General features: G+C 31.9%; 28 protein-coding genes and 1 tRNA gene. 27 read left to right on the top strand and 2 right to left on the bottom strand.

The features are described 5' to 3' along the window. Positions 1–131 precede the first annotated feature (131 nt). From hpt to QZU90_RS05470, 14 genes are all read left to right on the top strand, one after another. On the top strand, positions 132–698 hold the full coding sequence (gene hpt / locus QZU90_RS05535; RefSeq protein ID WP_295608208.1) for a hypoxanthine/guanine phosphoribosyltransferase: 567 nt from the start codon (positions 132–134) through the stop codon (positions 696–698). Positions 699–826: 128 nt separating this feature from the next. Further along, positions 827–1,834, top strand: coding sequence for a diphthamide biosynthesis enzyme Dph2 (gene dph2, locus QZU90_RS05530; RefSeq protein WP_296855988.1), 1,008 nt, complete (start codon positions 827–829; stop codon positions 1,832–1,834). 423 nt (positions 1,835–2,257) lie between these two features. Next, complete coding sequence (locus tag QZU90_RS05525; RefSeq protein ID WP_296855986.1) at positions 2,258–2,824, top strand: exosome complex RNA-binding protein Csl4; 567 nt, start codon at positions 2,258–2,260, stop codon at positions 2,822–2,824. A 73-nt stretch (positions 2,825–2,897) separates the two neighbouring features. Next, positions 2,898–3,170 carry a DNA-directed RNA polymerase subunit L gene (locus tag QZU90_RS05520; RefSeq protein ID WP_296855985.1) on the top strand — a complete coding sequence of 91 codons (273 nt, stop codon included), beginning with the start codon at positions 2,898–2,900 and terminating at the stop codon, positions 3,168–3,170. 147 nt (positions 3,171–3,317) lie between these two features. Further along, positions 3,318–3,752 carry an NUDIX hydrolase gene (locus QZU90_RS05515; RefSeq protein WP_296855983.1) on the top strand — a complete coding sequence of 145 codons (435 nt, stop codon included), beginning with the start codon at positions 3,318–3,320 and terminating at the stop codon, positions 3,750–3,752. Positions 3,753–4,142: 390 nt separating this feature from the next. Then, positions 4,143–4,478: a transcription factor S gene (locus tag QZU90_RS05510; RefSeq protein ID WP_296855981.1), complete on the top strand. Its 336-nt coding sequence runs from the start codon at positions 4,143–4,145 to the stop codon at positions 4,476–4,478. A gap of 183 nt (positions 4,479–4,661) precedes the next feature. After that, a complete protein-coding gene (locus tag QZU90_RS05505; RefSeq protein ID WP_296855979.1) occupies positions 4,662–6,356 on the top strand; it encodes a hypothetical protein in 1,695 nt (564 codons plus the stop codon). 386 nt (positions 6,357–6,742) lie between these two features. After that, a complete protein-coding gene (gene pcn / locus QZU90_RS05500; protein WP_295607420.1) occupies positions 6,743–7,477 on the top strand; it encodes a proliferating cell nuclear antigen (pcna) in 735 nt (244 codons plus the stop codon). Between the two features lie 221 nt (positions 7,478–7,698). Further along, the gene (locus QZU90_RS05495) at positions 7,699–9,063 is read left to right on the top strand and encodes a hypothetical protein (RefSeq protein WP_296855977.1); all 1,365 of its coding nucleotides are present in this window, start codon (positions 7,699–7,701) and stop codon (positions 9,061–9,063) included. A gap of 464 nt (positions 9,064–9,527) precedes the next feature. Then, on the top strand, positions 9,528–9,806 hold the full coding sequence (locus tag QZU90_RS05490; RefSeq protein ID WP_295607415.1) for a 50S ribosomal protein L44e: 279 nt from the start codon (positions 9,528–9,530) through the stop codon (positions 9,804–9,806). Between the two features lie 9 nt (positions 9,807–9,815). After that, positions 9,816–9,995, top strand: a complete 180-nt coding sequence (locus QZU90_RS05485) for a 30S ribosomal protein S27e (protein ID WP_292788071.1) — start codon at positions 9,816–9,818, stop codon at positions 9,993–9,995. A gap of 153 nt (positions 9,996–10,148) precedes the next feature. After that, on the top strand, positions 10,149–10,931 hold the full coding sequence (locus QZU90_RS05480) for a translation initiation factor IF-2 subunit alpha (protein ID WP_295607410.1): 783 nt from the start codon (positions 10,149–10,151) through the stop codon (positions 10,929–10,931). A 12-nt stretch (positions 10,932–10,943) separates the two neighbouring features. Further along, positions 10,944–11,114 (top strand): RNA-protein complex protein Nop10, encoded by a 171-nt coding sequence (locus tag QZU90_RS05475; protein WP_295607407.1) that lies wholly within the window; start codon positions 10,944–10,946, stop codon positions 11,112–11,114. A 170-nt stretch (positions 11,115–11,284) separates the two neighbouring features. Further along, positions 11,285–12,076, top strand: coding sequence for a proteasome assembly chaperone family protein (locus tag QZU90_RS05470; protein WP_296855973.1), 792 nt, complete (start codon positions 11,285–11,287; stop codon positions 12,074–12,076). A gap of 156 nt (positions 12,077–12,232) precedes the next feature. Here the strand turns inward: QZU90_RS05470 and QZU90_RS05465 are convergent, their stop codons facing one another. Beyond that, a complete protein-coding gene (locus tag QZU90_RS05465; RefSeq protein WP_296856170.1) occupies positions 12,233–12,862 on the bottom strand; it encodes a DUF1847 domain-containing protein in 630 nt (209 codons plus the stop codon). A 243-nt stretch (positions 12,863–13,105) separates the two neighbouring features. On the opposite strand from QZU90_RS05465, the gene QZU90_RS05460 reads away from it, so the two are divergent. The 4 genes from QZU90_RS05460 to QZU90_RS05445 all read left to right on the top strand — a co-directional run bounded on the left by QZU90_RS05460 (position 13,106) and on the right by QZU90_RS05445 (position 16,976). Then, on the top strand, positions 13,106–14,293 hold the full coding sequence (locus QZU90_RS05460; protein ID WP_295607361.1) for a redox-regulated ATPase YchF: 1,188 nt from the start codon (positions 13,106–13,108) through the stop codon (positions 14,291–14,293). Between the two features lie 12 nt (positions 14,294–14,305). Beyond that, a complete protein-coding gene (gene cfbD / locus QZU90_RS05455; RefSeq protein WP_296856168.1) occupies positions 14,306–15,415 on the top strand; it encodes a Ni-sirohydrochlorin a,c-diamide reductive cyclase catalytic subunit in 1,110 nt (369 codons plus the stop codon). 176 nt (positions 15,416–15,591) lie between these two features. Continuing rightward, positions 15,592–16,185, top strand: a complete 594-nt coding sequence (gene hisH / locus QZU90_RS05450) for an imidazole glycerol phosphate synthase subunit HisH (RefSeq protein WP_295607357.1) — start codon at positions 15,592–15,594, stop codon at positions 16,183–16,185. Between the two features lie 176 nt (positions 16,186–16,361). Beyond that, the gene (locus QZU90_RS05445) at positions 16,362–16,976 is read left to right on the top strand and encodes a thioredoxin family protein (RefSeq protein WP_295607355.1); all 615 of its coding nucleotides are present in this window, start codon (positions 16,362–16,364) and stop codon (positions 16,974–16,976) included. 17 nt (positions 16,977–16,993) lie between these two features. Here QZU90_RS05445 and QZU90_RS05440 read toward each other — a convergent pair whose 3' ends face one another. Further along, positions 16,994–17,158, bottom strand: a complete 165-nt coding sequence (locus QZU90_RS05440) for a hypothetical protein (RefSeq protein ID WP_296856174.1) — start codon at positions 17,156–17,158, stop codon at positions 16,994–16,996. Between QZU90_RS05440 and QZU90_RS05435 the strand changes: the two genes are divergently transcribed. From QZU90_RS05435 to QZU90_RS05395, 9 genes are all read left to right on the top strand, one after another. Continuing rightward, on the top strand, positions 17,085–17,621 hold the full coding sequence (locus tag QZU90_RS05435; RefSeq protein ID WP_296856165.1) for a cytochrome c biogenesis CcdA family protein: 537 nt from the start codon (positions 17,085–17,087) through the stop codon (positions 17,619–17,621). The two genes, QZU90_RS05440 and QZU90_RS05435, sit on opposite strands and share 74 nt — an antisense overlap. Before the next feature lie 230 nt (positions 17,622–17,851). After that, positions 17,852–18,544, top strand: coding sequence for an iron-sulfur cluster assembly scaffold protein (locus tag QZU90_RS05430; protein WP_295607349.1), 693 nt, complete (start codon positions 17,852–17,854; stop codon positions 18,542–18,544). A gap of 11 nt (positions 18,545–18,555) precedes the next feature. After that, a complete protein-coding gene (locus QZU90_RS05425; RefSeq protein ID WP_296855970.1) occupies positions 18,556–19,554 on the top strand; it encodes a GGGtGRT protein in 999 nt (332 codons plus the stop codon). Between the two features lie 219 nt (positions 19,555–19,773). Then, a complete protein-coding gene (locus QZU90_RS05420) occupies positions 19,774–20,031 on the top strand; it encodes a 4Fe-4S dicluster domain-containing protein (protein WP_295607343.1) in 258 nt (85 codons plus the stop codon). A gap of 54 nt (positions 20,032–20,085) precedes the next feature. After that, complete coding sequence (locus QZU90_RS05415) at positions 20,086–21,459, top strand: AIR synthase-related protein (RefSeq protein ID WP_295607340.1); 1,374 nt, start codon at positions 20,086–20,088, stop codon at positions 21,457–21,459. A gap of 91 nt (positions 21,460–21,550) precedes the next feature. Beyond that, positions 21,551–21,961, top strand: a complete 411-nt coding sequence (locus QZU90_RS05410) for a pyridoxamine 5'-phosphate oxidase family protein (RefSeq protein WP_295607337.1) — start codon at positions 21,551–21,553, stop codon at positions 21,959–21,961. Between the two features lie 85 nt (positions 21,962–22,046). Then, a complete protein-coding gene (locus QZU90_RS05405; protein WP_296855968.1) occupies positions 22,047–22,433 on the top strand; it encodes a hypothetical protein in 387 nt (128 codons plus the stop codon). A 301-nt stretch (positions 22,434–22,734) separates the two neighbouring features. Continuing rightward, positions 22,735–23,190, top strand: a complete 456-nt coding sequence (locus tag QZU90_RS05400; protein WP_296855966.1) for a hypothetical protein — start codon at positions 22,735–22,737, stop codon at positions 23,188–23,190. A 140-nt stretch (positions 23,191–23,330) separates the two neighbouring features. Further along, positions 23,331–23,404 (top strand) — tRNA-Arg (locus tag QZU90_RS05395). Positions 23,405–23,462: the final 58 nt, after the last annotated feature.

Genomic DNA, 23,462 nt, shown 5'->3' with positions numbered 1-23,462 from the left:
TTATCTTTTATTATAAAATTATTGATATAGATGCATAAATTTGATTTTAAGTTTTTTATTTTTATGATAATTTAAAATTTTGAATTGAATATTATGTCAAAGATATATTTATAGTAGTAGAGGGTTTAAAAATGCTTGAAAAATTAGTAGAATCATTAAGAGAGGCACCAGTTGTTAAAAAAGGGGAATATGATTACTTTGTTCACGGTATCAGTGATGGAATACCTGCAATGGATCCAAATGTCTTAAAGGAAATTGCACAAGTTTTAGATGAAATATTGGATTTGTCCAAAATCGATAAGATTGTAGGTGTTGAAGCTATGGGTATTCACATTGCAACTGCATTGTCTTTAGAGACTGGCATTCCATTTGTAGTTATTCGTAAAAGACAATACGGATTGCCTGGTGAACATGAAATCGTCAAATCCACTGGTTATGCAACTTCCAAATTATACATCAATGACTTGAAAGAGGAAGACAATATCCTTTTAGTGGATGATGTAGTAAGTACAGGAGGAACTCTCACTGCTGTAATCAATGAATTGAAATCCATTGGTGTAAACTTGGTTGACACTGTAGTGGTTGTAGAAAAAGGTGAAGGTAAAGGTATTGTTGAAGAGGCTACCGGTGAAGAAATCAAGACTCTTGTAAAATTGGATGTCGTTGATGGAAAAGTTGTAGCTGATTCATTGTTATAATTATCCGCTTTTAATCTGTTAGTCTCAATGGCTAACTTTTTTATTTTTTTATTTATTTCTATTTTTAAGATTTAGTCTAAAGATTTAATCTTGTTTTTTATAATTATTTTTCATTGTTAGTTGATAAAATGGCATTATATGATATGGAGCTTAAAAGGGTCATAAAGAAAATAAACTCTTTAAATGTTAGGAATGTAGGATTGCAGTTTCCAGAAGGACTTAAGATGCAAGCTGTAGCTCTTGCAAGAGAAATTGAAAAGCAAACAGAAGCTACTGTTATTGTATCTGCAGATCCATGCTTTGGGGCCTGTGATGTTTCAGACAGAAAGATGAATGGAATAGTGGATTTCATTGTTCATTATGGACATACTCCTCTCCCTCTTAGATATAGCATTCCTACAATGTTTATAGAAGCTAAAGCCAATGTCAAAATCAAGGATTACCTTGAAGAGGCATTGGAACAATTGAAGGATTATTCCAAAATAGCTATTGCAACAACTGCACAGCACTTGCATTTGCTTGATGAGATTGTAGACTTTTTAGAGGATAACGGCAAGGAAGTTGTTATTGGTTCTTCAAGAAGCACAAAAAAAGGCCAGGTTTTAGGTTGCAATTTCGCTTCTGTAAAGAACTTGGGAGCAGATGTTTACCTATTCATTGGCAGCGGCAATTTCCATCCCTTAGGGATTTATCTATTCACAAAAGCTCCAGTTTTAGCTATTGATCCTTATAGTGGTGACATTCGTGAAATGAGTGCCTATGCAGACAGGATATTGAGAATAAGATTTGCAAGAATCGTGAAGGCACGGGAAGTTACAAAATGGGGAATTATAGTTTCTTCTAAAGAAGGCCAATACAGGATGAAATTGGCTAAGGGAATTAAGAAACTTCTTGAAGATGAGGGAATGGAAGCTTTTATTCTTCTCATGGACCATGTAAACCCCGATGTATTGCTTCCATATATGGAACTTGAAGGATTTGTTGTAACTGCATGTCCTAGAATAGCTATTGATGATTCTCAAATGTATAAAAAGCCGGTTATAACTCCTAAAGAACTTGAAATAGTCTTAAATAAAAGAGAATGGGAAAAATACCAACTAGATGAAATATTGTTTGAAGATAGGTATTATCAATAAATTTTGATATCTATTCTATTTTATTCCGTCAATTCTTTTTTATCCTATTTTTCTACTTATTCTATTTTTTTATCCTATTTTTCTAATTGCCCTAATTATTTTTTAAACTATTTTTATCAGTTTATGCTACTTTCATTTGTTTTATAAATTCAAAACTATTTCTAAAAACCGAATTTTTTATATATTACTAAAAAACATAAATAATTTACATATAAATAATTGATAATTTTATGGATGAAAATTTATATCAAATTTAATTTCATAATTTAATAAATCCTATAAATGGAATTATGGGATTTATTCTGGATTGATTATCCTAATTCTATAAACGGAGTTATGGGATTATTCGGATGATTGTCCTATTTTATAAAAGGAATTATAAAATGTTGAAATTGGCAAAATTGCCTGTTATGAGGTGTTTAGATGAAAATGGAATCTGGAGATTTTGTAATGCCTGGTGACTTTTTAAGTGTAAGTGAACAGTTTTTACCAGGTCAAGGAGCATACGAAGATGATGGTAGCGTAAAATCTGGTGTTCCTGGAAATGTATTGATTGATGAAGATGAAAAGGAAATCTCTGTAATATCAAAATCTGGTGGTCCAAACCTATTGAAAGTTGGAGATATTGTATATGGTGAAGTAAAAGATGTACGTGGCCAAAGAGCTTTAATAACTATTTATGCTAAGAAGGGAACCAAACGTGAATTGGCTCTTCCTTATTTGGCAGCTATTCACATCTCTCAAGTAACCCCAGGTTATATTGATAAGCTTACTGATGCTTTTAGAATTGGAGATTTAATTGAAGCAAAAGTAGTTAAGATTATGGGGGATAACCTTGATTTAAATACAGAAGACATTACTTCTGGTGTTGTAAAGGCTATGTGTACCAGATGCAGAAGCTTTATGGATCCTTGCAATGAATCTGAAGTATACTGTCCTGTATGTGATAGAAAGGAAAAAAGAAAAGTTTCTAAAAATTATGATTATTAATTTTTATAATTAACTTACATCCAAATTGTAAATTTTATTGTTGAAGTCATTTAACTTTTAAGGAAAAGATAACATGGAAATTGAAGTTGTAAAAGATACCAAATTAGAACTCGAAATGATTATTCATGGAGAAAACCACTCTCTTTGTAATGTTTTAAGAAAATATCTCATGGAAGATAGCGATGTAGAATATGCGGTTTATGGTATTGATCACCCTCTTACCGGTGAACCTATCATGACCATTAAAACTAAAAGAACAAAAAGACCAAGAGATTCTCTTTTAAGAGCGGCTCAAAGATTAAAAGAAGAAACTGCTGAATTTAAAGAATTGCTTGAAGGAATCTAATTTCGATTTCTTTCTTCTTTTTTATTTTTTTATTATTTAGTTTTAATAATCTTTTTTTATTATTTTCTTATCATTTTTAAATTATTTTTTAGGTTTTGTTTTAAATTCGATGTATTATTGATTTATTTATTATTTTTTATAATTTTTATGTGGGGTGAGAGTATTAAATATAAGATTCCATCATTGACTGTTGATATTTTTATTTATAATGAAAATCATGAATTCATATTGATTCAAAGGAAAAATCCTCCGTTTGAAGGCTCTTGGGCATTGCCAGGTGGCTTTGTTGATTATGGTGAAACAACAGAAGATGCAGCTATAAGAGAAGCAAAGGAAGAAACTTCCATTGATATTGAATCTGTTGAATTATTCGGTGTATATTCCGAGCCGGACCGTGACCCAAGAAGGCATACGGTTTCTATAGTTTATTTGGCTCATGGAAATTTTGATGATGCAAAGGCAGATGATGATGCTAATGATATCGGTGTATTTTCATTTGATGTTTTGAAGGAAAAAGAACTTGCATTTGACCATGCAAAAATTTTGAGTGAAGTCAAGGAACATTTAGAAAAAACTGACTGATTTTTGAATAAATTTTTTCAAAAAAATTGTAAATTTTTTAGTATTTTTCAATCTACTAACAATCTGTTTTTATTATTATTTTTTACTAAATTTTTACAATTTTTCTTAATTTTTAGGCGTTTTTTACCCTATTTTTAAATTAAGTTTAAATACTATGACTTAATAATCTTTATTTATAAGTATGTTATATATAAAGTATTTAATCATTTACGAAATTTAAAAAACTTAAATTTTAGAATTTTAATTAAGTTGAATTATTATAGGAAAAGGTAAATGTTTCGATTATAATTATTGGAGATTATAATCAGTTTCTAATTGTGTTTACATTTAATTTAAAATTTTTTAATTTCTGTTTTTAGAGAGTAGTATCTTAAATATTGGAGGTAAATAATGGAATTTTGTCCAAATTGTGGTGGCATGATTCTTCCTCAGGAAGTAGGAGAGGAAGATGATAAAAAGATTGTATTGAAATGTTCCACCTGCGGCTATGATTCAACTGAAGTGGATAAAGCCGAATATTCAATCGAAAAAAAAGTAGAATCTAAAGAAACTGTTATAATGAGAGGAGATGAAAGCGGTTTACGTTCTACTGTAAGAGAAATTTGTCCTAAATGTGGACATGATCGTGCTTCATACGAATTGCTTCAAACCCGAAGTGCTGATGAAGCGCCAACTCGTTTCTTCACTTGTGAAAAATGCGGTCATAAATGGAGAGGCTATGATTAATTAATTTTAATCATTTTTTTGCATTGCTTTGATGCAATGCTTTTAATCTAATATTTTAGTTTTAAATTAATATTTATATTTATTATTCATTTAATCGTATTTATAGCGATTTTACTAAGGGTATTATGGTGTGTTTATTATTGATGAGTGAGTATTCTTAGTATTTTTAAGTAAGGAGATAAAATGACTAATTCAAAAAATAGTAATTTAGAAGACGTTTCCAAGGGAAATGATGAATCAGCTCCCGGAGCTAATGATTCCACTTCTCTTAAAAAAACTAGATTCAATAAATCCAAATCCATCTCTGAGGTTTTCAAGGAATTGGAATTTGAAGATGATGAATCTTATGAAGTTTCTAATGACTTTGAAGATGATTCTGTAGATGAGATCATTCCTATTCATAATGAATATGAAGATTTAGAAGAATCTGATGCTTTCGATGATGAATCTATTGAAGGAGGAGTTATCATTAATCCTAATTTAGATGATTCAATTGAAGCAAATGTTATAGAATCAACTGAGGATGTTGATTTAAAAGAAAATACTGATTCTATTAATGATGAAGCTGGCGATGAGTCTAGTGAATCATTTGATAGTGATGAAGAGATTGATGATGAAGATTCCTTTATTGCTGTAAAAGATAGTGATGTTGCGTTAGCAGATGAGGATGTGGAAGAGAAAATTGGCAAATCTTCTGCTCAAGGTGTATTGATAAACAATAAGGAAAAATCTTCTGACTCTAAAAAATCTTTAGATATTTTTGATTCCTCTACAATTTTTACCCTTGTTGGTTTTATTGTAGGTTTGGCAATCCTAATCATTGGAATAACTTATTATGCTTCAAGTTCTGACAGGGTTGTGGATAATGTTTTATCCGGTGAAACTGCAGGGCTTGCTATTTTCTTGGTAATTATTGGACTTATTATTATTGGATTTTCTTTATTGAAGTTCTTCTCTTCCTCAAAGTCTTCGTTAATTATCGATACGTTCAACAGCATTAAGAGTATTGATTATGACGAAGTAAGCGAGGACGGTATCACTCGTGAAGACTTTGATGCTATTTTTAGCGTTTTAAAGAGAAAAAAAGATTCTAATTTTTCCGATAGTGGCGATAATGACAAATCTGTTGATTCCCCTAAAGATTTATTTGAGAATGAGAATGAAGATGAACTTTCTGATGATGATATCAATTCTTTATATTCTGATTCAAATTTAACATCTCAAAAAAATCAATCTTCTTTTAAAGAGCATGAAAATGCTAATTCAACAGAACTTTCAGATGACTTTGATGAAACTGATGATGAACCCGATGAAATCATTCCTATTCATTCCAGACTAAACAAACAATCTGATGAGTCTGATTTGGAAGATAAGTATTCCAAATACGATTTTGAAGATGATGAGGATGAATTTGATTCAGTTGAGATTTCTGAGGATGCTCCTGAAGATATTCTTGTTGATGACTCTGATTTAGTTGAAGAAGATGAATTGATTATTGAGGAAGTTATTGAAGAGCCGGTAGATGAATCTATAGATGAGCCTGTGTCAGATTCTGTAGATGAAGCTATTGAAGAGGATTATCTTGAGGAAGATCTTGTTGAAGATGATGCTGATTCCAATTTAGAGGCTGAAAGAAGGAACGGTTTAGAAGATAAGTATTCTAAATATGATTTTGAAGATGATTCTGAAGATACTTTCGAAGAAGCTGAAAATTCTAAACCTAAATTCAAAAAGTCTGTTGACTTGTCAAAATTTGATGGCGATTCCTTAAGTGAAGAGGAATTAGCCGAAAAACAAAGAAAAGCTCGAGAATTGGAAGAGAAAAAAAGAAGAATCATTGAAGGTACCAATTTTGATAATAGTTTAAGAAAAGATTAATTTTTCTTAAATTTATTTTTTTATTTTTACTAAACTTCTACCCGCTATTTTTTATTTACTTAGAGCACATGCTCGTTTTTTTTTCACGATTTTTCCAATATTTTTCATAAATTTATTATAATTTCCTTTTATTTTTTTCAATATTTTTTCATTTTTCATATAAAAATTTTTAAAAAATTTTCACTTTTGATTAGATTTATAAATGATTAAATACTTATATAATATTATAATAAAATAATATGGTTTTATTAAATTAAAGAATTTAAAAAATTAAATTATGCATTATTTTAATAAATTTTTTATAAATAAAATATGGCTCAATTTAGCTATTTTGATTTATAAAATAAATAATCAATGCTTAAAATTAAATCAAGAGTTGATTTTTAATGTTTAAAGCAGAGTTAAGTGATTCTAGTATTTTAAAAACCAGTTTTGATGCTATTTCATCTATTGTAGATGAAGTACAAATCCAAACTGACAGTGAAGGTTTTCGTTTAGATGCCTTAGACCGTAGTCATATTACTTTTGTTCATCTCGAACTTAAATCCAGTTTATTCGATGAGTTCATTTGTGATGAACCGGAAAAGATCAATATTGACACAGATGAGTTAATGAAAGTATTGAAACGTTCAAAATCTAATGACCGTGTATTGATGTCATTAGATGAAGGAAATCTTATTCTCACTTTTGTTGGTGAAGCTACAAGAACTTTCAAGATCAGATTGATTGATATAGAATATGATTCTCCTGCACCTCCTTCATTGGATTATCCAACTGAATTTGAGATTCCTTTCACACTTTTAAAAGACTCAATTCAAGATATGGATATTTTCTCTGATAAAATCACTTTAATGGTAGATCAAGAAAACTTCTATGCATCTGCTGAAGGTGAGTTTGGAGATGCAAACATTGAATATTTACATGGTGAAAAAATAGACACTAAAGCTAAATCCATTTTCTCTTTAGAAAAAATCAGAGAAATGCTTAAAGCAGACAAATTCTCTGAAATCGCTACTATCTCTCTTGGAAATGACATGCCATTGACCTTAAGTCTTAAAATGGTATCCGAAGACGGGGAACTCAGTTTCTTGCTTGCTCCAAGAATAGAATCTGAAGACTAATTGAGAAGATTTAAGCTTTTTTAAAGTCAATAAATTAATTTATTCTTAAATTAATTTATTTTATTTATTTTTTATAGCTTTAAAGCTATTACACCATTAAATTTTTTATACATTATTAACTTTATTAAAACGATCAGTATTAACTAAATCTATTAAATCAGTATTAACTAAATTTTTAGTTTCTTAAGTTTTGGCGACTTTATTTCAAATTTATGATTCTTATGCAAGGCGACTTTTTTCAAGTATTACGCAGAGTTCAAAAGGAAGAACGTAACAAATCTTCTCTAGCTAGAGTGGATAATGATTTCTATAAGCAGTTACGTGATTACATTAAAGATCTAGAACGTTCTGTAGCTAACGACCCTTTTGGAAATGAGCAATTGCTGCTTAATAATGCTCAAAGAATTGCTACTGAAATCTGTGAGCTTAGGGAATCTAAAATTACTAAAGCAGCCAATAACAATATCTACAGATCTTTTCTTTTGTTCAAGAAGGACAATCCTCAATTTGATCTCTTGGATACAACTCCTTTGAATCTTACAGATGAAGAGGAAACATTGTATTTCTCATTGATGGATGCTCTTAAAAATCACAGATATAGAATTTCCTTAGATGAATATACTGAAGAAGTTATTGAAGGAAATTATGAAGATGATGAAGACTACGATGAGGATTTCGATGAGGATGAGGAAAGTTCTTTTGTAGAGGATTCCTACGAATCTGGAAGTTCTGTTGAAGAGGAAAGTGATGTTTCTGAGGATATGGAAGATGAGATTTCAGATGCTCTTGGTGAATCTGATGAAGTTTTGGATAGGTTGAATCAGATCAAGAATGCAAAAGTAATCACTGATGAAACTTATGAAAACATTGATAAGCAAGTAGCTAATCAAATGTATCCCGACCAAGGCAATGCAGAAACTGCTCAAGAGCTTGAAGAGGAAGCTGAAGAAGTAGCAGTTGCAGAAGTGGAAGAAAAACAAGAAGAAACTCCAGTTCTTAGCCAAGAGTCTCAAGAAACTAAAGAAATTCAATCCAATGTGGAAGAAGACATTAAAACTGAGACTTCTGTTTCCACTAATCCAGAGGACTTTTACAAAAATCCAGACAGTCAGTTTGTGGATTTGGACAAATTGGAACCTAATTATGATGATGACTATTATAATTCAATAGCTGCAGGATCCAATTATGCTGCTCCAAGTGAAGATGACTTCAATCTTATTTTTGCAAAACCTAAAAAGCCTAAGGACGAATCTGCGAAATCAGATTTAGGATTTTCATCTGGTCTTGATGTCAAGGAAAAGAAGATTAGTCGTACTGATGGTTTTAATAAAGCTATTGATGATAATAATGATGGTTCTAAAAAGGATAATGCTCCTAAAAAACCAGTTGATAAGACAAGAGGAGGATTATTTGCTAGAGATGAAATAGAGAATGCAACTGTTGTCATTAGTGAGGATGTCGGTGAGATGGTAGGCATTGATGGAAAGGTTTATGGTCCTTTCTTAGCGAATGATGTTGTTATCTTGCCTAATATAACTGCTCAAATTCTCATTGGCAACAATAAGGCAAGTTTAGTGAAATATTAAATTCTATTTCTATTTTCTTAAACTCACTATTTTTATATAAAAATTATATAAACATTACAAAGGTTTATATATAGATAATAATCATATATAATTAATGTATCTATAATAATATGATATTTTCTTATTTTAAAATATTTTTTTAATTATTAGATTCCAAGATTTACAGTTTGTTAAATCTTTTTTTATAGTTTTTAAACTTTCAATTTAGTTTATCCTATGAATGAATAGGGACTATAATGTTCAATCTATTAGAAATGTTAAGTAAAAATATTTTTATAAGATGTGTAGATGCTCTCATGCTCGTAGGAAACTGAAAGATGTTCTTATTAGTATGTTATAATTTATCCTCATGCTAAATGGAAACCTAAACAGTTCCAAGTGGTTTGTTGTAATTATTTATTATATAATCTGTTAATTAAGTTCTAAAAGTCTTTTAACAGAGAAATCAATTAAAGGTGAAAAATATGAAAATGCCTAAAGAAAAAAGAACTTACTGTCCACATTGTAAAAAACACACTATGCATGAAGTGCATACTTCCAAAAAGAGAAAAGCTAGTGAATTAAAATGGGGACAAAGACAATTCAGAAGAGTTACTGCAGGGTACAGAGGTTATCCAAGACCATTACCAGGTGGTAACAAGCCGGTTAAAAAATTAGATTTAAGATACAAATGTAAAGAATGTGGAAAATCCCACATCAGAAAATCTTTCAGAGTAGGAAAACCTGAATGGGTATCTAACTAGGTGATTTGTATGGCAAGTAATGGAAGAGGAAACTTTTTAAGAGTTAAATGTTTAGATTGTGATAACGAACAAATCATTTTCGATCGTGCAGCTTCTGATGTAAAATGTATCATCTGCGGTAAAACTATTGTAAAATCCCGTGGTGGAAAAGCTAAAATCATGGCTCACATCGATGAAGTTTTACAATAAGCTTAAAATTATTAATAGCCAATTACTATCAAAACACGCTATTTTGGCCGAATATGTAATTGGCTGTTATGTGATCTTAGAATAAAGATTGGTTATGATGATTATTCTAATTATTCTAACCATATCTTAACTGTTTTTATTTCGGTGTTTTAATTGGTAAGAAAAAGTCAAGAATGGCCAGATGAAGGAGAACTTATTGTAGGAACTGTCTACAAAGTTGTTAACTATGGTGCATTTGCTAACTTGGAAGAATACGCAGGCAAGGAAGCTTTCATTCATATTTCTGAAGTTTCTTCTGGTTGGGTAAAAAATATTCGAGATCATGTAAGAGAAAATCAAAAGATTGTTGCTCGTGTTTTAAGAGTTAATCCTAAAAAAGGTCATGTAGATGCTTCTTTAAAAAGAATTAGAGAAGACCAAAGGACTAAAAAGATTCAACAATGGAAAATTGAACAAAAAGCTGAAAAATTCTTGGAATTAGCTGCTAAATCTTTAGATAAGGACTTGGATACCGCTTACGATGAAGTGGGATATGAGCTTATGGATATCTTCGGTGATATCTACGGTGCATTTGAAAGCGCTTCTGAAGAAGGGGCAGAAACTCTTACTGAAGAGGGAATTAGCCAAGAGTGGGCTGATGCCATAACTGAAGTTGCTGAGAAAAACATTCAACCTCCTGAAGTTCACATCAGCGGTTATGTAGATATTAAAAACTACAACCCAGATGGTGTAGAGGTTATTAAGAAAGCACTTATGGCAGCAGAAGCTGAAAACATTGAAGTTCAATGTGTTGGAGCTCCTCGTTACAGAATCACTGTAACTTCTACCGATTATCTTGTTGCTGAAAAGCAATTGAAAGAAGCAGCAGAAAAAGCTATTGCTATTGTAGAAGATGCAGATGGAACTGGAGAATTCTTACGTGAAATTGAAAATTAATTAGTGAATCAGATGAAAATGAAAATGAAGAAGTGTCCTGTTTGTAATATTTACACACTTAAATCCCAATGTCCAAAATGTGGTGGTGAACTTAAAGTGATTTACCCTCCAAAATTTTCCGTTGAGGATAAGTATGGTAAATATCGTAGACAATTAAAGAAAGAGATGCTTAATAAGGAATAAAAGTTTTTGATTAGCAAGCTATTGTTAGTTTAAAAACCATTATTCTATTTTTTTTATTTTTCTATTTTTTGGATTTTACGATTACTATTATTTGGTTTACAATTATTGATTTACAATTATTTGATTTGCGATTATTGATTATATTATAAAATGTTCTTAAAGGTGATCTTATGAGAACAACTCAATTTAAAGTATTAGAAGAAGTTAGTTTAAACAATCCTATATTTATTGAAGCACTTCCTGGAATCGGTCATGTAGGTAAATTAGCAATTGATCATGTCATTGATGAACTTGATGCTACTAAATTTGTGGAAATCTATTCTCCTTACTTCCCTCCACAAGTTCTTGTTGGTGAAGGGGGAATTGTAGAGGATATGACAAATGAAATGTATTACTTGAAGTCTGCTGGTGCAGATGAAAGGGATTTCATATTTTTAGTAGGTAACTGTCAAGCTTTAGCACCTGAAGGTCAATACGAACTCTGTGGTTCTATCCTTGACTTCGTTGAATCAAAAGGGGCTAAAGAGTTTTATACTTTAGGTGGTCTTGCTACTGGTCAACCTATTGAAGGTACAGATGGTCGTGTTTTAGGTGCTGCTACTGATGAAGAGCGTATTGAAATGCTTAAGGAAGCAGATGTTGAAATCAGATCTGCAGATGGTGGTATCGTTGGTGCTTCTGGTTTATTCTTAGGTTTAGGTAGACTCAGAGGAATGAAAGGGGCTTGCTTAATGGGTAAAACTCCGGGTTATTTCATTGATGCTGAAGCGGCTGAAGCTATTTTGCAAAAATTAGCTATTCTTGTAAAACTCGAAGTAAGTACTGAAGAGTTAGAAGCAAAAGCTGAAGAAATCCGTGAAATGATTAGCCAAGCTCAACAAATGGAGCAAGAAATGCTTCAAAGGGCTATGGGTCAACAAGCACCACAACAAACTCAAGATGACCTCAGATACATAGGTTAATTAAACTTTTAAATTTTAAATTTTAGCTATGGAATTAGCTATTTCTTTTTTTATTCTTTTTATTTCTATTTAATTCTTTTTTATTCCTATTTAATTTTATAACTTTTGGAATGTTCAGTTGAACAAATAAGCTATTTTTCTATAATTAAACATTATTTACTCTTTCATTAACTTTTTATAATATGTGTTTGTTTGGTATAATGCCCCTACTGGATTGTGTGCGAGTACCTTGTCTTTTGTTACAAGTGTTGTGCATAGGGCATCAGAATATTTATAGAATAGGCTGTCATGGCCTACACATAATCCTATTATTACGTTAAGGTCAGTTTTTTCCTTGTTTAGTATTTTTGCCTGCAGTATTGGGTTGCACATTACATTTCCAGTGGTCACTGTTTTTTCTTCATCAACACCCGCTATTTCTGTTTTTTTCATTGCACCAACTTTACATGCTACAGAATATACTTCAAAGTCGTGTTTGTCTAGAATTTTTGCAAATGTTCTGCTTTCTTCCATCAGCCCCACACATGCAGCTATTCCTATCTTTTTCATTTTTAGTCTTTTGGCAAATTCTATAATTTCTTCCACTCTTGTGTATTTGCAGTAAAATTCTTCCTCTATTTCAGCAGATATTCGTGATATTTCATTGTTGTTGTCTTCATTGTAAAGTTTTTCAATTTCAGTTTTCTCTTCACTTGTTAATTCTTTTGTTGGACAGAAATCAGGGTATTTCTTGTTTTGGTGTTTGCAGTTTAGAATTCTACAATTGCTGCAGGAGTATTTTTTCATGTCATCTTCCTCAAACATATTTTATTCTTTGATTATTTTTTTCATTTTTTTCCTAAATAATGTTTTTTACAAATCTGATTTGGGTTTGAGTATTCTATATAATTGCCTTTCTTTTTTGATTTCACTAAATTTTTTAAATAATTTTTTATACTTTGTAAAATAGATATAATAAAGTATTATAATAATTATAATAATTTAAAGTTTTTTGAAAAAATCAAAGAAACTAATTTTAATCATGATATTATGCTTCAAATTGCAGTTACAGGTAAACCGAATGTAGGAAAATCCTCATTTTTTAATTCAGCCACTGCATCTCAAGTGGAAATGGCAAACTATCCATTTACAACCATAGATGCAAACAAGGCTGTTGCTCATGTTATAAGTGAATGTCCATGTAAGGAAATGAATGTCACATGCAATCCACACAACTCCCAGTGCATTGATGGAACAAGATTGATTCCAATAGAATTGATTGATGTAGCAGGGCTTGTTCCAGGAGCTCACGAAGGAAAGGGACTCGGAAACAAGTTCCTCGATGACTTGATGCAAGCTAAGGTATTCATTCATGTAATTGATGCTTCAGGATCTACTGATGCTGAAGGAAACCCAGTTGATCCAGGTTCACATGACCCATTGGAAGACATTGAGTTTTTAGAACATGAAATAGTCATGTGGATGTATGGAATCGTAAGCAAGAATTGGGTAAGGCTTATCCGTAAGGTTGAAGCGGAACATTTGGACATTTCCAAGGTTCTTTTTGACCAATTATCCGGTACTGGTATCCTAATTGAAGATGTAATTGAAGCATTAAGAACAGTCAGTCCTGATTATGGTAAATGGGAAGAGGAAGACTTGATTGAATTTGTACGCAACCTCTTGAATATTGCAAAACCTTCCCTTGTAATTGCAAACAAGGCAGATTTGCCTGGAGCACGTGAGAACATTGAAAGAATGCAAGAGAAATACCCTCGTGTAATTCCAACATCTGCTGAATCCGAGCTTGCACTTATGAACGCTACAAGAGCAGGATTGATTTCATACATTTCTGGAGACAGCAGTTTTGAAATCCTTGAAAAGGACAAATTAAACGCTAACCAAATCAAGGCATTGGAATACATTCAAACCAATATCCTTGATGTTTATGGAAGCACAGGCATTCAAGAGGCATTGAACACTGCAGTCTTTGATCTTTTAGACATGATTGTTGTCTATCCAGTAGGAGATGAGCATAAGCTTACAGACCAAAAGGGAAATGTGCTCCCAGATGCTTTCTTGGTTCCTAAAGGTTCAACTCCTCGTGAATTTGCATATATCATTCACACAGATATCGGTGATAAGTTCATGCATGCAGTAGATGCAAGAAAGAGCATGAGAATTGCAAGTGATTACGAACTCCAAGATAGAGATATCATTAAGATTGTGACACACTAAGGTGATAAAATGATGCATCCACGTCCAAGTCCAATAGCAGCTTCTTTATACACTTTAAGAGATTTAAATGCAGATGTAATTGTTATGCATGGGCCACATGGCTGTTGCTTTAGAACAGGAAGGCTCCTTGAAAGTGATGGTGTTAGAGTTGTCACAACAGCTATGGCTGAAAATGATTTTATTTTAGGTGCAGGCGAAAAGCTTCAGGAAACCTTGCAAGAGGCTTATGATACATTCAATCCAAAATTAATGGGTATTGTAGGAACTTGTGCAAGTATGATTATTGGTGAAGACTTAAAGGAGCCAATTGAAAACCTTGGCCTTGATTGTGTTATCTTGCCAGTGGAATCTCATGGGGGTTTCGGTGAAGGGGACAATACAGAAGGAGCTATTGCCGTTCTCAACGCTGCTGTGGAATATGGTGTAATCCCTCAAGAGGAAGCTGATCGTCAAAATGAAATGCTAAGACTTGCAACCCATGTTGAAAAGACTCGTGGTATGGCTCAAGGAAAATACATAAAGCCTAATTTTGGAGAGAGCAAGGAAAAAGTGGCAAAGATTATTGTAAAGGCAATTCAGGAAGGCAAGAAGGTAGCATTTGTATTGAATGCTAAAAAGGAAACCTCTTATCTTTTTGCAGATATTCTAAATTGTGACTTTTCCAGATTATTTGATGATTCTAATATAAATTCTAATAAGGATATAGAAAATCTTCATTTCATTGCTAATTTGGATGAAAACATTGGACTTCCAAGAATCAGACAGCATGCAGTTAATATAACTAAAGAACTTAATGAAACTGGAATTGACATTGAATGCATCACTGGTGGCCTTGATGAATATCCTATCACCCCAAGAAAGGCAGAGGAATATCTTAAAGAAATCAATCCAGATCTTGTAATTGTTGTTGGTGTTCCACATGCATTGTATGTTGAAGGGCTTGACTGTGAAACCATTGCAGTTACAGATGGTCCAAGACTTGTCCAACCACTTAATGAATTGGGTTACTCACATGTCATAGCTGAATTAGATGCTCATTCTAAGACATTAGGTGTAGATGAGATAGTTGATTCCGACTTTGGTATGATGATACGTTCAGTTATTGAATGGGAGCTTGAATAAAATTAGTATTTATTTAATTAACTATCATTTTAATTAATCGTTATTTTAATTTAAATTATAGAATAATTTTTTCAAAAAATAGTTTAATATATTAAACTAAAATTTCAATATCTAAAATTTTAAAATATTTAAAAAATTTAAAAATTTCAATTTAATATTTATTTGCAGGTAATTTTATGATTACAATTATTGATTATAAAAGTGGAAATCTTAGAAGCATTTCCAATAGCTTTAAAAAGATAGGTGTTGAAGCCATCATTACAAGCGATCCAATTGAGATTGCAAATGCGAAACATCTTGTTCTTCCGGGAGTCGGTGCTTTTGGAACAGCTATGGAAAACATAGAACCTTTTAAGGATGTGATTTTCGAACATATTGATGATGGAAAGCCATTTTTAGGAATTTGTTTAGGTCTTCAGGTGCTTTTATCTTCAAGTGAAGAGTCTCCAGGTGTAAAGGGGCTTGACATTTTCAAAGGTCATGTCGCTAAGATTCCAGAAGGTAGGAAAATTCCTCATATGGGATGGAATCAATTGAAGCAAGTTAAAGATTGCCCTATCTTAGATGGTGTAGATGGCAAGGACTTTTATTTTGTACACTCTTATCATGCTGTGCTTGATGATGAGAGCAATTTATCTGCTGTTGTGGATTATGGCATTGATTTAACTGCTGCAGTATCAAAGGATAATGTATTTGCAACCCAATTCCACCCAGAAAAAAGTGGAGTTCCAGGATTGAAAATACTTAAGAACTTTGTTAGTTTAGAATAATTTTTATTCTACTTTCTTTTTTTCAAATAATCCTATTTTTTAATATTTTTTAATATTTAATATTTTTTCATATTTTTTCATTTTTTTATTATTAGTTAAGAACTCTTTTTAATTTTTTAAATTTTTTAGTAAATTATTTAAATAACCCTGCACATATTATCCTTGGGGGAGATATTATGGGAAAATTTAAATTTCTAATTATTCTAATTTTAGCTCTATTTTTAGTATGTGGAATTGTTATGGTTGTAGATGCACCTAGCTCTTTTGATGATTCAGTAAGCCTTATACCTACTTCAGATTCAAGTGTAGATGCAGATTCATCCAATTGTGAAAATGGAATTTGTTTAGCTGATTCCAATAAAACTAATAATTCCGCTAAAACTGCAGATAAAGATAGTAAAGATGATAAGTTAAATTATGATTCCAAATATTATGAAGGCTCTTACATTGAGGGATTGTATTTCTGCAATGATTTAAAACATGCATTCGAGGATGCTAAGGCACATCACAGGAATGTTATGATTGTATTTGATGGAGCAGCATGCATCTATTGTGAATATCTCAAGGAGGACACCTTGACAGATTCTGCTGTTCAAAAGGAGATAAATGATAATTACATTATATTGATTACAGAAACAAGTGAAAGTCCAGAGCTTTCATCTCAATTAAGTGTTTATGGAACTCCTACAACTGTTATTTTCGATGAAAATGCAAATGAATTAGGCAGAATTGAGGAGTATGAAACTCCAGAGGAATATTTGGCTCACTTGAAAGAGATCAGTGGAAAATAATTTTGATTAATGGGAGATTATAAAATGGAGATAATGCCGATTATTTCATTTTTTACAGGAGTGATTTCAATATTATCTCCTTGCATCATACCCACTATACCGATAATTGTGGGATTTAGCTTAAAGACCAAATCAAAAGTGGAAATATTGTCTTTTATCCTTGGATTATTTAGCATTTTCACAATAATCATCTTTTTGACAGGGTTCTTTACAGCTATTCTCTATAAATACATCGTTTATGTAAGGGTAATTGCTGCGATTCTTTTGTTGATTATAGGAATACTGATGTTTTTTGATTATAAATTGCCATTTAAATCAATCAGTGCTAAAACAGGTGAAGGCAAGCTCAATTCATTTATATTAGGATTTCTAACTTCAATTGCTTGGGCTGATTGCTACAGTGCATACCTTATTTCTCTTATAAGCTTGCTTGTAAGTACAAATAGCCCATTATATGCAGTTGGGAATATACTTATTTACGTCTTAGGATTTGCATTGACTTTGCTTGTATTATGTTTGGCGATTTCAAGGATAGATTTGGAAAAATTGATTTCCAAAGCAAGTTATATTCCTAAAATATTTGCGATTTTGATTATTATTGGAGCTATTTATTTGTTCTACACTTCAATACAAGTATTTTTATAATTTTTTTACTTTTATCTATTTTTTCTATTTTACTTTTTTTCACTCTTTTTTATTTAATTTTAAACTTAAAAATCAAATATTATATACTGAATAAAACAAATATAATTACATAAAGATTATAAAATTATTAAATTTTTTATTATCATTTTTAAATAATTTTAATAATTAAATAATTTTAAACAATTTTAAAATATTTTAAAAAATTTTAAGATTTTTAAGTGGAGATTGAAATGATTTACTCAAAAGAAATTGAAAATATGTGTCCTGTTCATAAGGGAGCAGACCATGGTCCTGCACCAATACCTGAGGAAGGCAGATGGGTAAAATCCAAGGAAATAAGCGATATTTCCGGACTCACTCACGGTATCGGATGGTGTGCACCTCAACAAGGATGCTGCAAATTAACCTTAAATGTTAAGGAAGGAATCATCGAAGAGGCATTGGTTGAAACTCTCGGATGCTCCGGTATGACTCATTCCGCAGCTATGGCTGGTGAAATTCTTGTTGGAAAGACAATACTTGAAGCATTGAATACAGACCTTGTATGTGATGCAATCAACACAGCTATGCGTGAATTATTCTTGCAAATTGTTTATGGTAGAACCCAATCTGCATTTTCAGAAGGGGGCCTTCCTATTGGAGCTGGCCTTGAAGACTTAGGTAAAGGTCACAGATCTCAAGTTGGTACAATTTATTCAACTAAAGTGAAAGGACCAAGATATTTGGAACTTACTGAAGGTTATATCACTGAAATCGGTCTTGATGAGGATGATGAGATCATTGGATACAAATACATCAATATGGGTGTAATGCTTGACTTAATCAAAGATGGTGTAGATCCAATGGAAGCTATTGAAAAGGCAAGCGGTCAATACGGCAGATTTGAAGATGCTGTTAAAAAGATTGACCCAAGGAAGGAATAGGAGGAATAATAATGAGTTTATTTGAAAGTTATGAAAGAAGAATAGATCAAATTGTTCCTGTACTTGAAAGATACGGCATTAAAGACCTTGAAGAAGCTAAATCTATCTGTAATGAAAAGGGATTCAATCCATATGATATTGTAAAGTCTGTTCAACCTATTTGTTTTGAAAACGCTTGTTGGGCATACACTTTAGGTGCAGCAATTGCAATCAAAAAGGATTGCAAAAAGGCAAGTGATGCTGCAACTGCAATCGGTGAAGCATTACAGGCATTCTGTATTCCAGGAAGTGTGGCAGATGACAGAAAAGTGGGCCTTGGTCATGGAAACCTTGCTTCAATGTTGCTTTCTGATGAAACTGAATGTTTCGCTTTCTTGGCTGGTCACGAAAGTTTTGCTGCAGCAGAAGGTGCAATAGGTATTGCAAACTCTGCAAACAAGGTTAGAAAAGAGCCTTTAAGAGTTATCTTAAATGGTTTAGGAAAGGATGCAGCTTTAATCATCTCAAGAATCAACGGATTCACTTATGTTCAAACCGAATTCGACTACTTCACCGGTGAAGTTAAAGTGGTTAGAGAAAAGGCTTATTCCGATGGTGAAAGAGCTAAAGTCAGATGTTATGGGGCTGACGATGTAAGGGAAGGTGTAGCCATCATGCACCTTGAAGGTGTTGATGTCTCAATCACAGGTAACTCAACTAACCCTACAAGATTCCAACACCCAGTAGCTGGAACCTATAAGAAGGAATGTGTCCTTGAAGGCAAAAAGTACTTCTCAGTTGCTTCTGGTGGAGGAACCGGTAGAACCTTGCACCCGGACAATATGGCAGCAGGTCCTGCTTCCTATGGTATGACTGACACTTTAGGAAGAATGCATTCTGATGCTCAATTTGCGGGTTCAAGTTCCGTACCTGCTCACGTGGAAATGATGGGATTAATTGGTATGGGAAATAACCCTATGGTCGGTGCAACTGTAGCAGTTGCAGTGGCTGTAGAAGAGGCTTTAAAATAGTTTAAGTGATATTTAAACTATTATTTTTATTATTTTTTCTTTTTTTTTTATTTCACATTTATTTTACTTTTTTCTTTATCTGGGTGTCTTTTTTATCTTAAATTTCATTTCTTTCTTATTCTCCCCCTTTTTTTATCTCAATATTTTATTTTCTTCTTTTTGCATTTTTTTTAACTTAATTGATAAAAACTTATTAATTTGTTTTAATAAAGTAAGTTCATGGGATTATTTTCATTTTTTAAGAAAGATAATGTTGAAGAAAAAAAGAAGGAAAAAGATTTAGCAGAATCTCATATTGAAATCAATAGAGAAAACTGTAAAGCTTGCCAAAGATGCGTTTCAGTCTGTCCAAACAACAGTTTTGTTATTATGGATGGGAAATCATCACTTAAAGAGGATTACATTTGCAGAGACTGTAAGGTATGCGTTGCAGCTTGTCCGAATGAATGTATAAATTTCGTTAATTTCAAATCATAATTTTAATCATATTTTTTAAATTGTTAATTAATATTTTATCTAAATGGTGTAAACATGGATATAGAAGGTTTTGTAAGAGGAAGACTTACTAAAGGTGAAGATGAAGAAGAGCTTAAGTCTATCCTTGCAGAAAGAATAAGAGAATTTAAGGACATTTCAGATGAACATTCATTATTGATGGCTGAAAGTGTCATTGATGAAGTCAAGACCACAATGGAGCTTAACAATACTGAAGATGAATTTCTAAAGGACATCATCACTGTGCCAAAGGCAAATGTTGGCATGGGAAAGATGGGTGTAGGTTCCCGTGGTGCAGGAGACTTCTTTGTACACAGAAAGATTGCACAGATTGTCAAAAGTACAAATGTCCAATCTGTAGTGGATCCAAATGCTCAAGATGATGGAGGAGTGGTTAAGGTTCCTGCTCCTGGAGATGATGTTTATATAACCACTGCAGTTGATGGAATTCACTCAAGACTCAGTGAATATCCATTTTTAGGTGGTTTCCATGTAACAAGAGCTACTTTAAGGGATGTCTGTGTAATGGGAGCAGATCCAGTAGCTATTCTAAGCGATCTTCACTTGGCTGATGATGGGGATATAGGCAAATTATTTGACTATACTGCAGGTGTATGTGCAGTATCTGAGCTCATTGATGTTCCTCTTGTAGCTGGAAGTACTCTACGTGTAGGTGGAGATATGGTCCTTGGTGATAGGTTAGTCAGTTGTGTTGGAAGTGTAGGAGTTTCACAGTACCCTCCAACTGCAAGAAAAGGAGCAACTGAAGGAGATATCATTCTTATGACTGAAGGTGCCGGTGGTGGAACAATCACTACAACTGCACTCTATAACGGTTACTTTGATGTTGTATGGGATACAATGAACATCAGTTTTGTAAAGGCATCCAAGGCATTGTTTGCAGCAGATCTCGTTAAGGACGTTCATGCAATGACTGATGTGACCAATGGAGGTCTTAGAGGAGATGCTCATGAGATTTGTGAAACAACTGGTGTAGGATTGGAGTTCTACCATGACAAGATCAAGTCAACTGTAGCGCCAAATGTATTGAATATGCTTGAAGATTTGGATATTGATCCTCTTGGTGTTTCCACAGACTCTCTAATGCTTGTTGTTCCTCCAGAAATTGCTGAAGATGTTAAAAAGGTTGTTTCTGATGTTGGTGTTTACATTACTGAAATCGGTGAGGTAAACAATAAGGGTTCCCCTATACTCCTTAAGGAAGATGGAACAGAAGAAACTTTGGTTCCACTATTTAGAGAAGCTGCATATACCAAAATCAAGAAATTGGTTGGAGATACAACCCCTGAAGACTTTGAAATCATGAAGGAAAAGGTTCAAAAGGCAGCGGATAATTCCATTAAGAAAAAAGAAAGAGTTATTGATTATATTTTATCAAACAATAAATAATTTATTTCTAAAGATAAAGTTTTTAATTATTTTTTTATTAATTTTTTTATTTTATAGATTTTTATTCTTTAAAATTAAACAGGTGATATAAATGGCAGAAGGTGCGGAAAGAATAGATGAATTCATGAATGAAGCAAAAGTGTTTTTCTTGGCAACTGTTGATGGGGACAAACCAAAAAACAGGCCTTTAGGTTTCCATCTTCTCAAGGATGGTAAGCTTTACTTTGGTGTGGGAAACTTTAAGGATGTTTATAAACAAATGCAGGAAAATCCTTATGTAGAAATTGTAGCACTTGTAGAAACTGATTTCTTAAGATACTATGGAAAAGCTGTATTTGAAGAAACTTATGATATGGCAGATGCTATAGTTGCAGGAAATGAATTCTTGCAAGGAATCTATAATGATGAAACCGGTTTTAAAATGGCTATTTTCCACTTGGAAGAAGCTACTGCAGAAATCCGTGATGTAACCGGTAAAATCAATGAATCCTATAATTTCTAATTCAAATTAACTTTTTTATTTTTTTATTTTCTATTTTCTTTATTTTATCTATTTTTAATATTTTTTAAGTAAAAGGCGTGTATTTATGAGTTTGCTTCAAAATTTTATGGGAATTTTTAAAAAGCATGATGAATTGGATTTAGCTAAAGACTTTAAATTGGAATATGAAGCTAATAATTTGGAAAATATGAAATCAGTTGTAGATAAATTTGTCGATCATTATCCTGATTCTTATTACGCATCCTGCTCTATGGTGATTTATATCATTCTTTTGTATAAAGAGGATCCTTTCAAAGTGCCTCCAAATAGGCTTAATAACTTAAGCATCATGGAGAGAAATATAAAATTCTTTGATACCCTTGGCACTGACTCATTAGATAAGGAAGAGCTGGAACTTAGGCAATGGTATAAAACTGAAGTTCAGAAAAATGTCAAGTTAATGGAATCAGAAGGATTAAGATTTTCTGATTAATAATCACTTTTCACTTTCAGACAGATTCGTTCAATGGAGGACTATAACTGCTATAAAATGAGTTAAACATTTTTAATTATTATTTTTTTTAAATTTTATTTTAATTATTTTATTTATTTTATTTATTTTATCTATTTTTCTTTATTTTATTTTTATTTTTCAATTTAATCATTATTTTGTAATTTAAATCAATATTTCAATCTTAAATCAATATTAAAGTTATTTTAATGCTTTAAAAAGCTTTTTATAAGATTAAATCAAATATAATTTTACAATATTTTACAATAATTTATGTGATCTTATGTTTAATTTAATCAAGGACAATAAGGGATTTGTATCTTTGGCGGATGCAATGCTTTCCATTTTCATACTTTTAATGGTATTGATGGCTTTCAATATGATGATCGATATTGAAGTTCCTTCTTTAAGTGAAGAAAGCAATGATTTTAAGACAAGCCAGGACATTATGGAAATCATGTCATCAAAAGTGGATGGCAGGGATTACACTGTCCTAGAGAGAATAACTTATATCCTATCCGAAAACAATAATTCAATTGCTTCAAAAAGGGAAGTTAAAGTTATTTTGGATGAGTTTTTCATGGTTTATTTTGATGATAGGTATCATTATTCCTTTGTTGAAACAAATCAGTTGAATGGAGAGGTCTTATCTTCAAACGGAGATTATTCAAGTTCAGGGAGAGTTAATGTAGCTATTAGGAACTATGGAATTTATTCCTATAAATTGTATGTCTTTTGAGCAATCCAATCAATTTAATTCTATCTAATCTTTAATTTCTTCTACCTAAGATTTATATATTTGAATTAACATATTATAATAAGTTAAAAGGTTAAGAGAATTAATCTTTTTCATATTTAAACTATTTTTCATTTGTTCCTGCCCTGGTGGTGTAGCTTGGATAACACGTGGGACTGCGGATCCCATTCCCCGGGTTCAAATCCCGGCCAGGGCATTTTTTATATTTAATGACTGATTTTAACTTTTTTAAAGAATTAATAAATCATTAATTT

It is taken from the genome of uncultured Methanobrevibacter sp. (genome assembly GCF_902784195.1).
Taxonomy (GTDB): Archaea; Methanobacteriota; Methanobacteria; order Methanobacteriales; family Methanobacteriaceae; genus Methanobrevibacter.
This window is presented reverse-complemented; position numbering and strand designations above follow the sequence as displayed.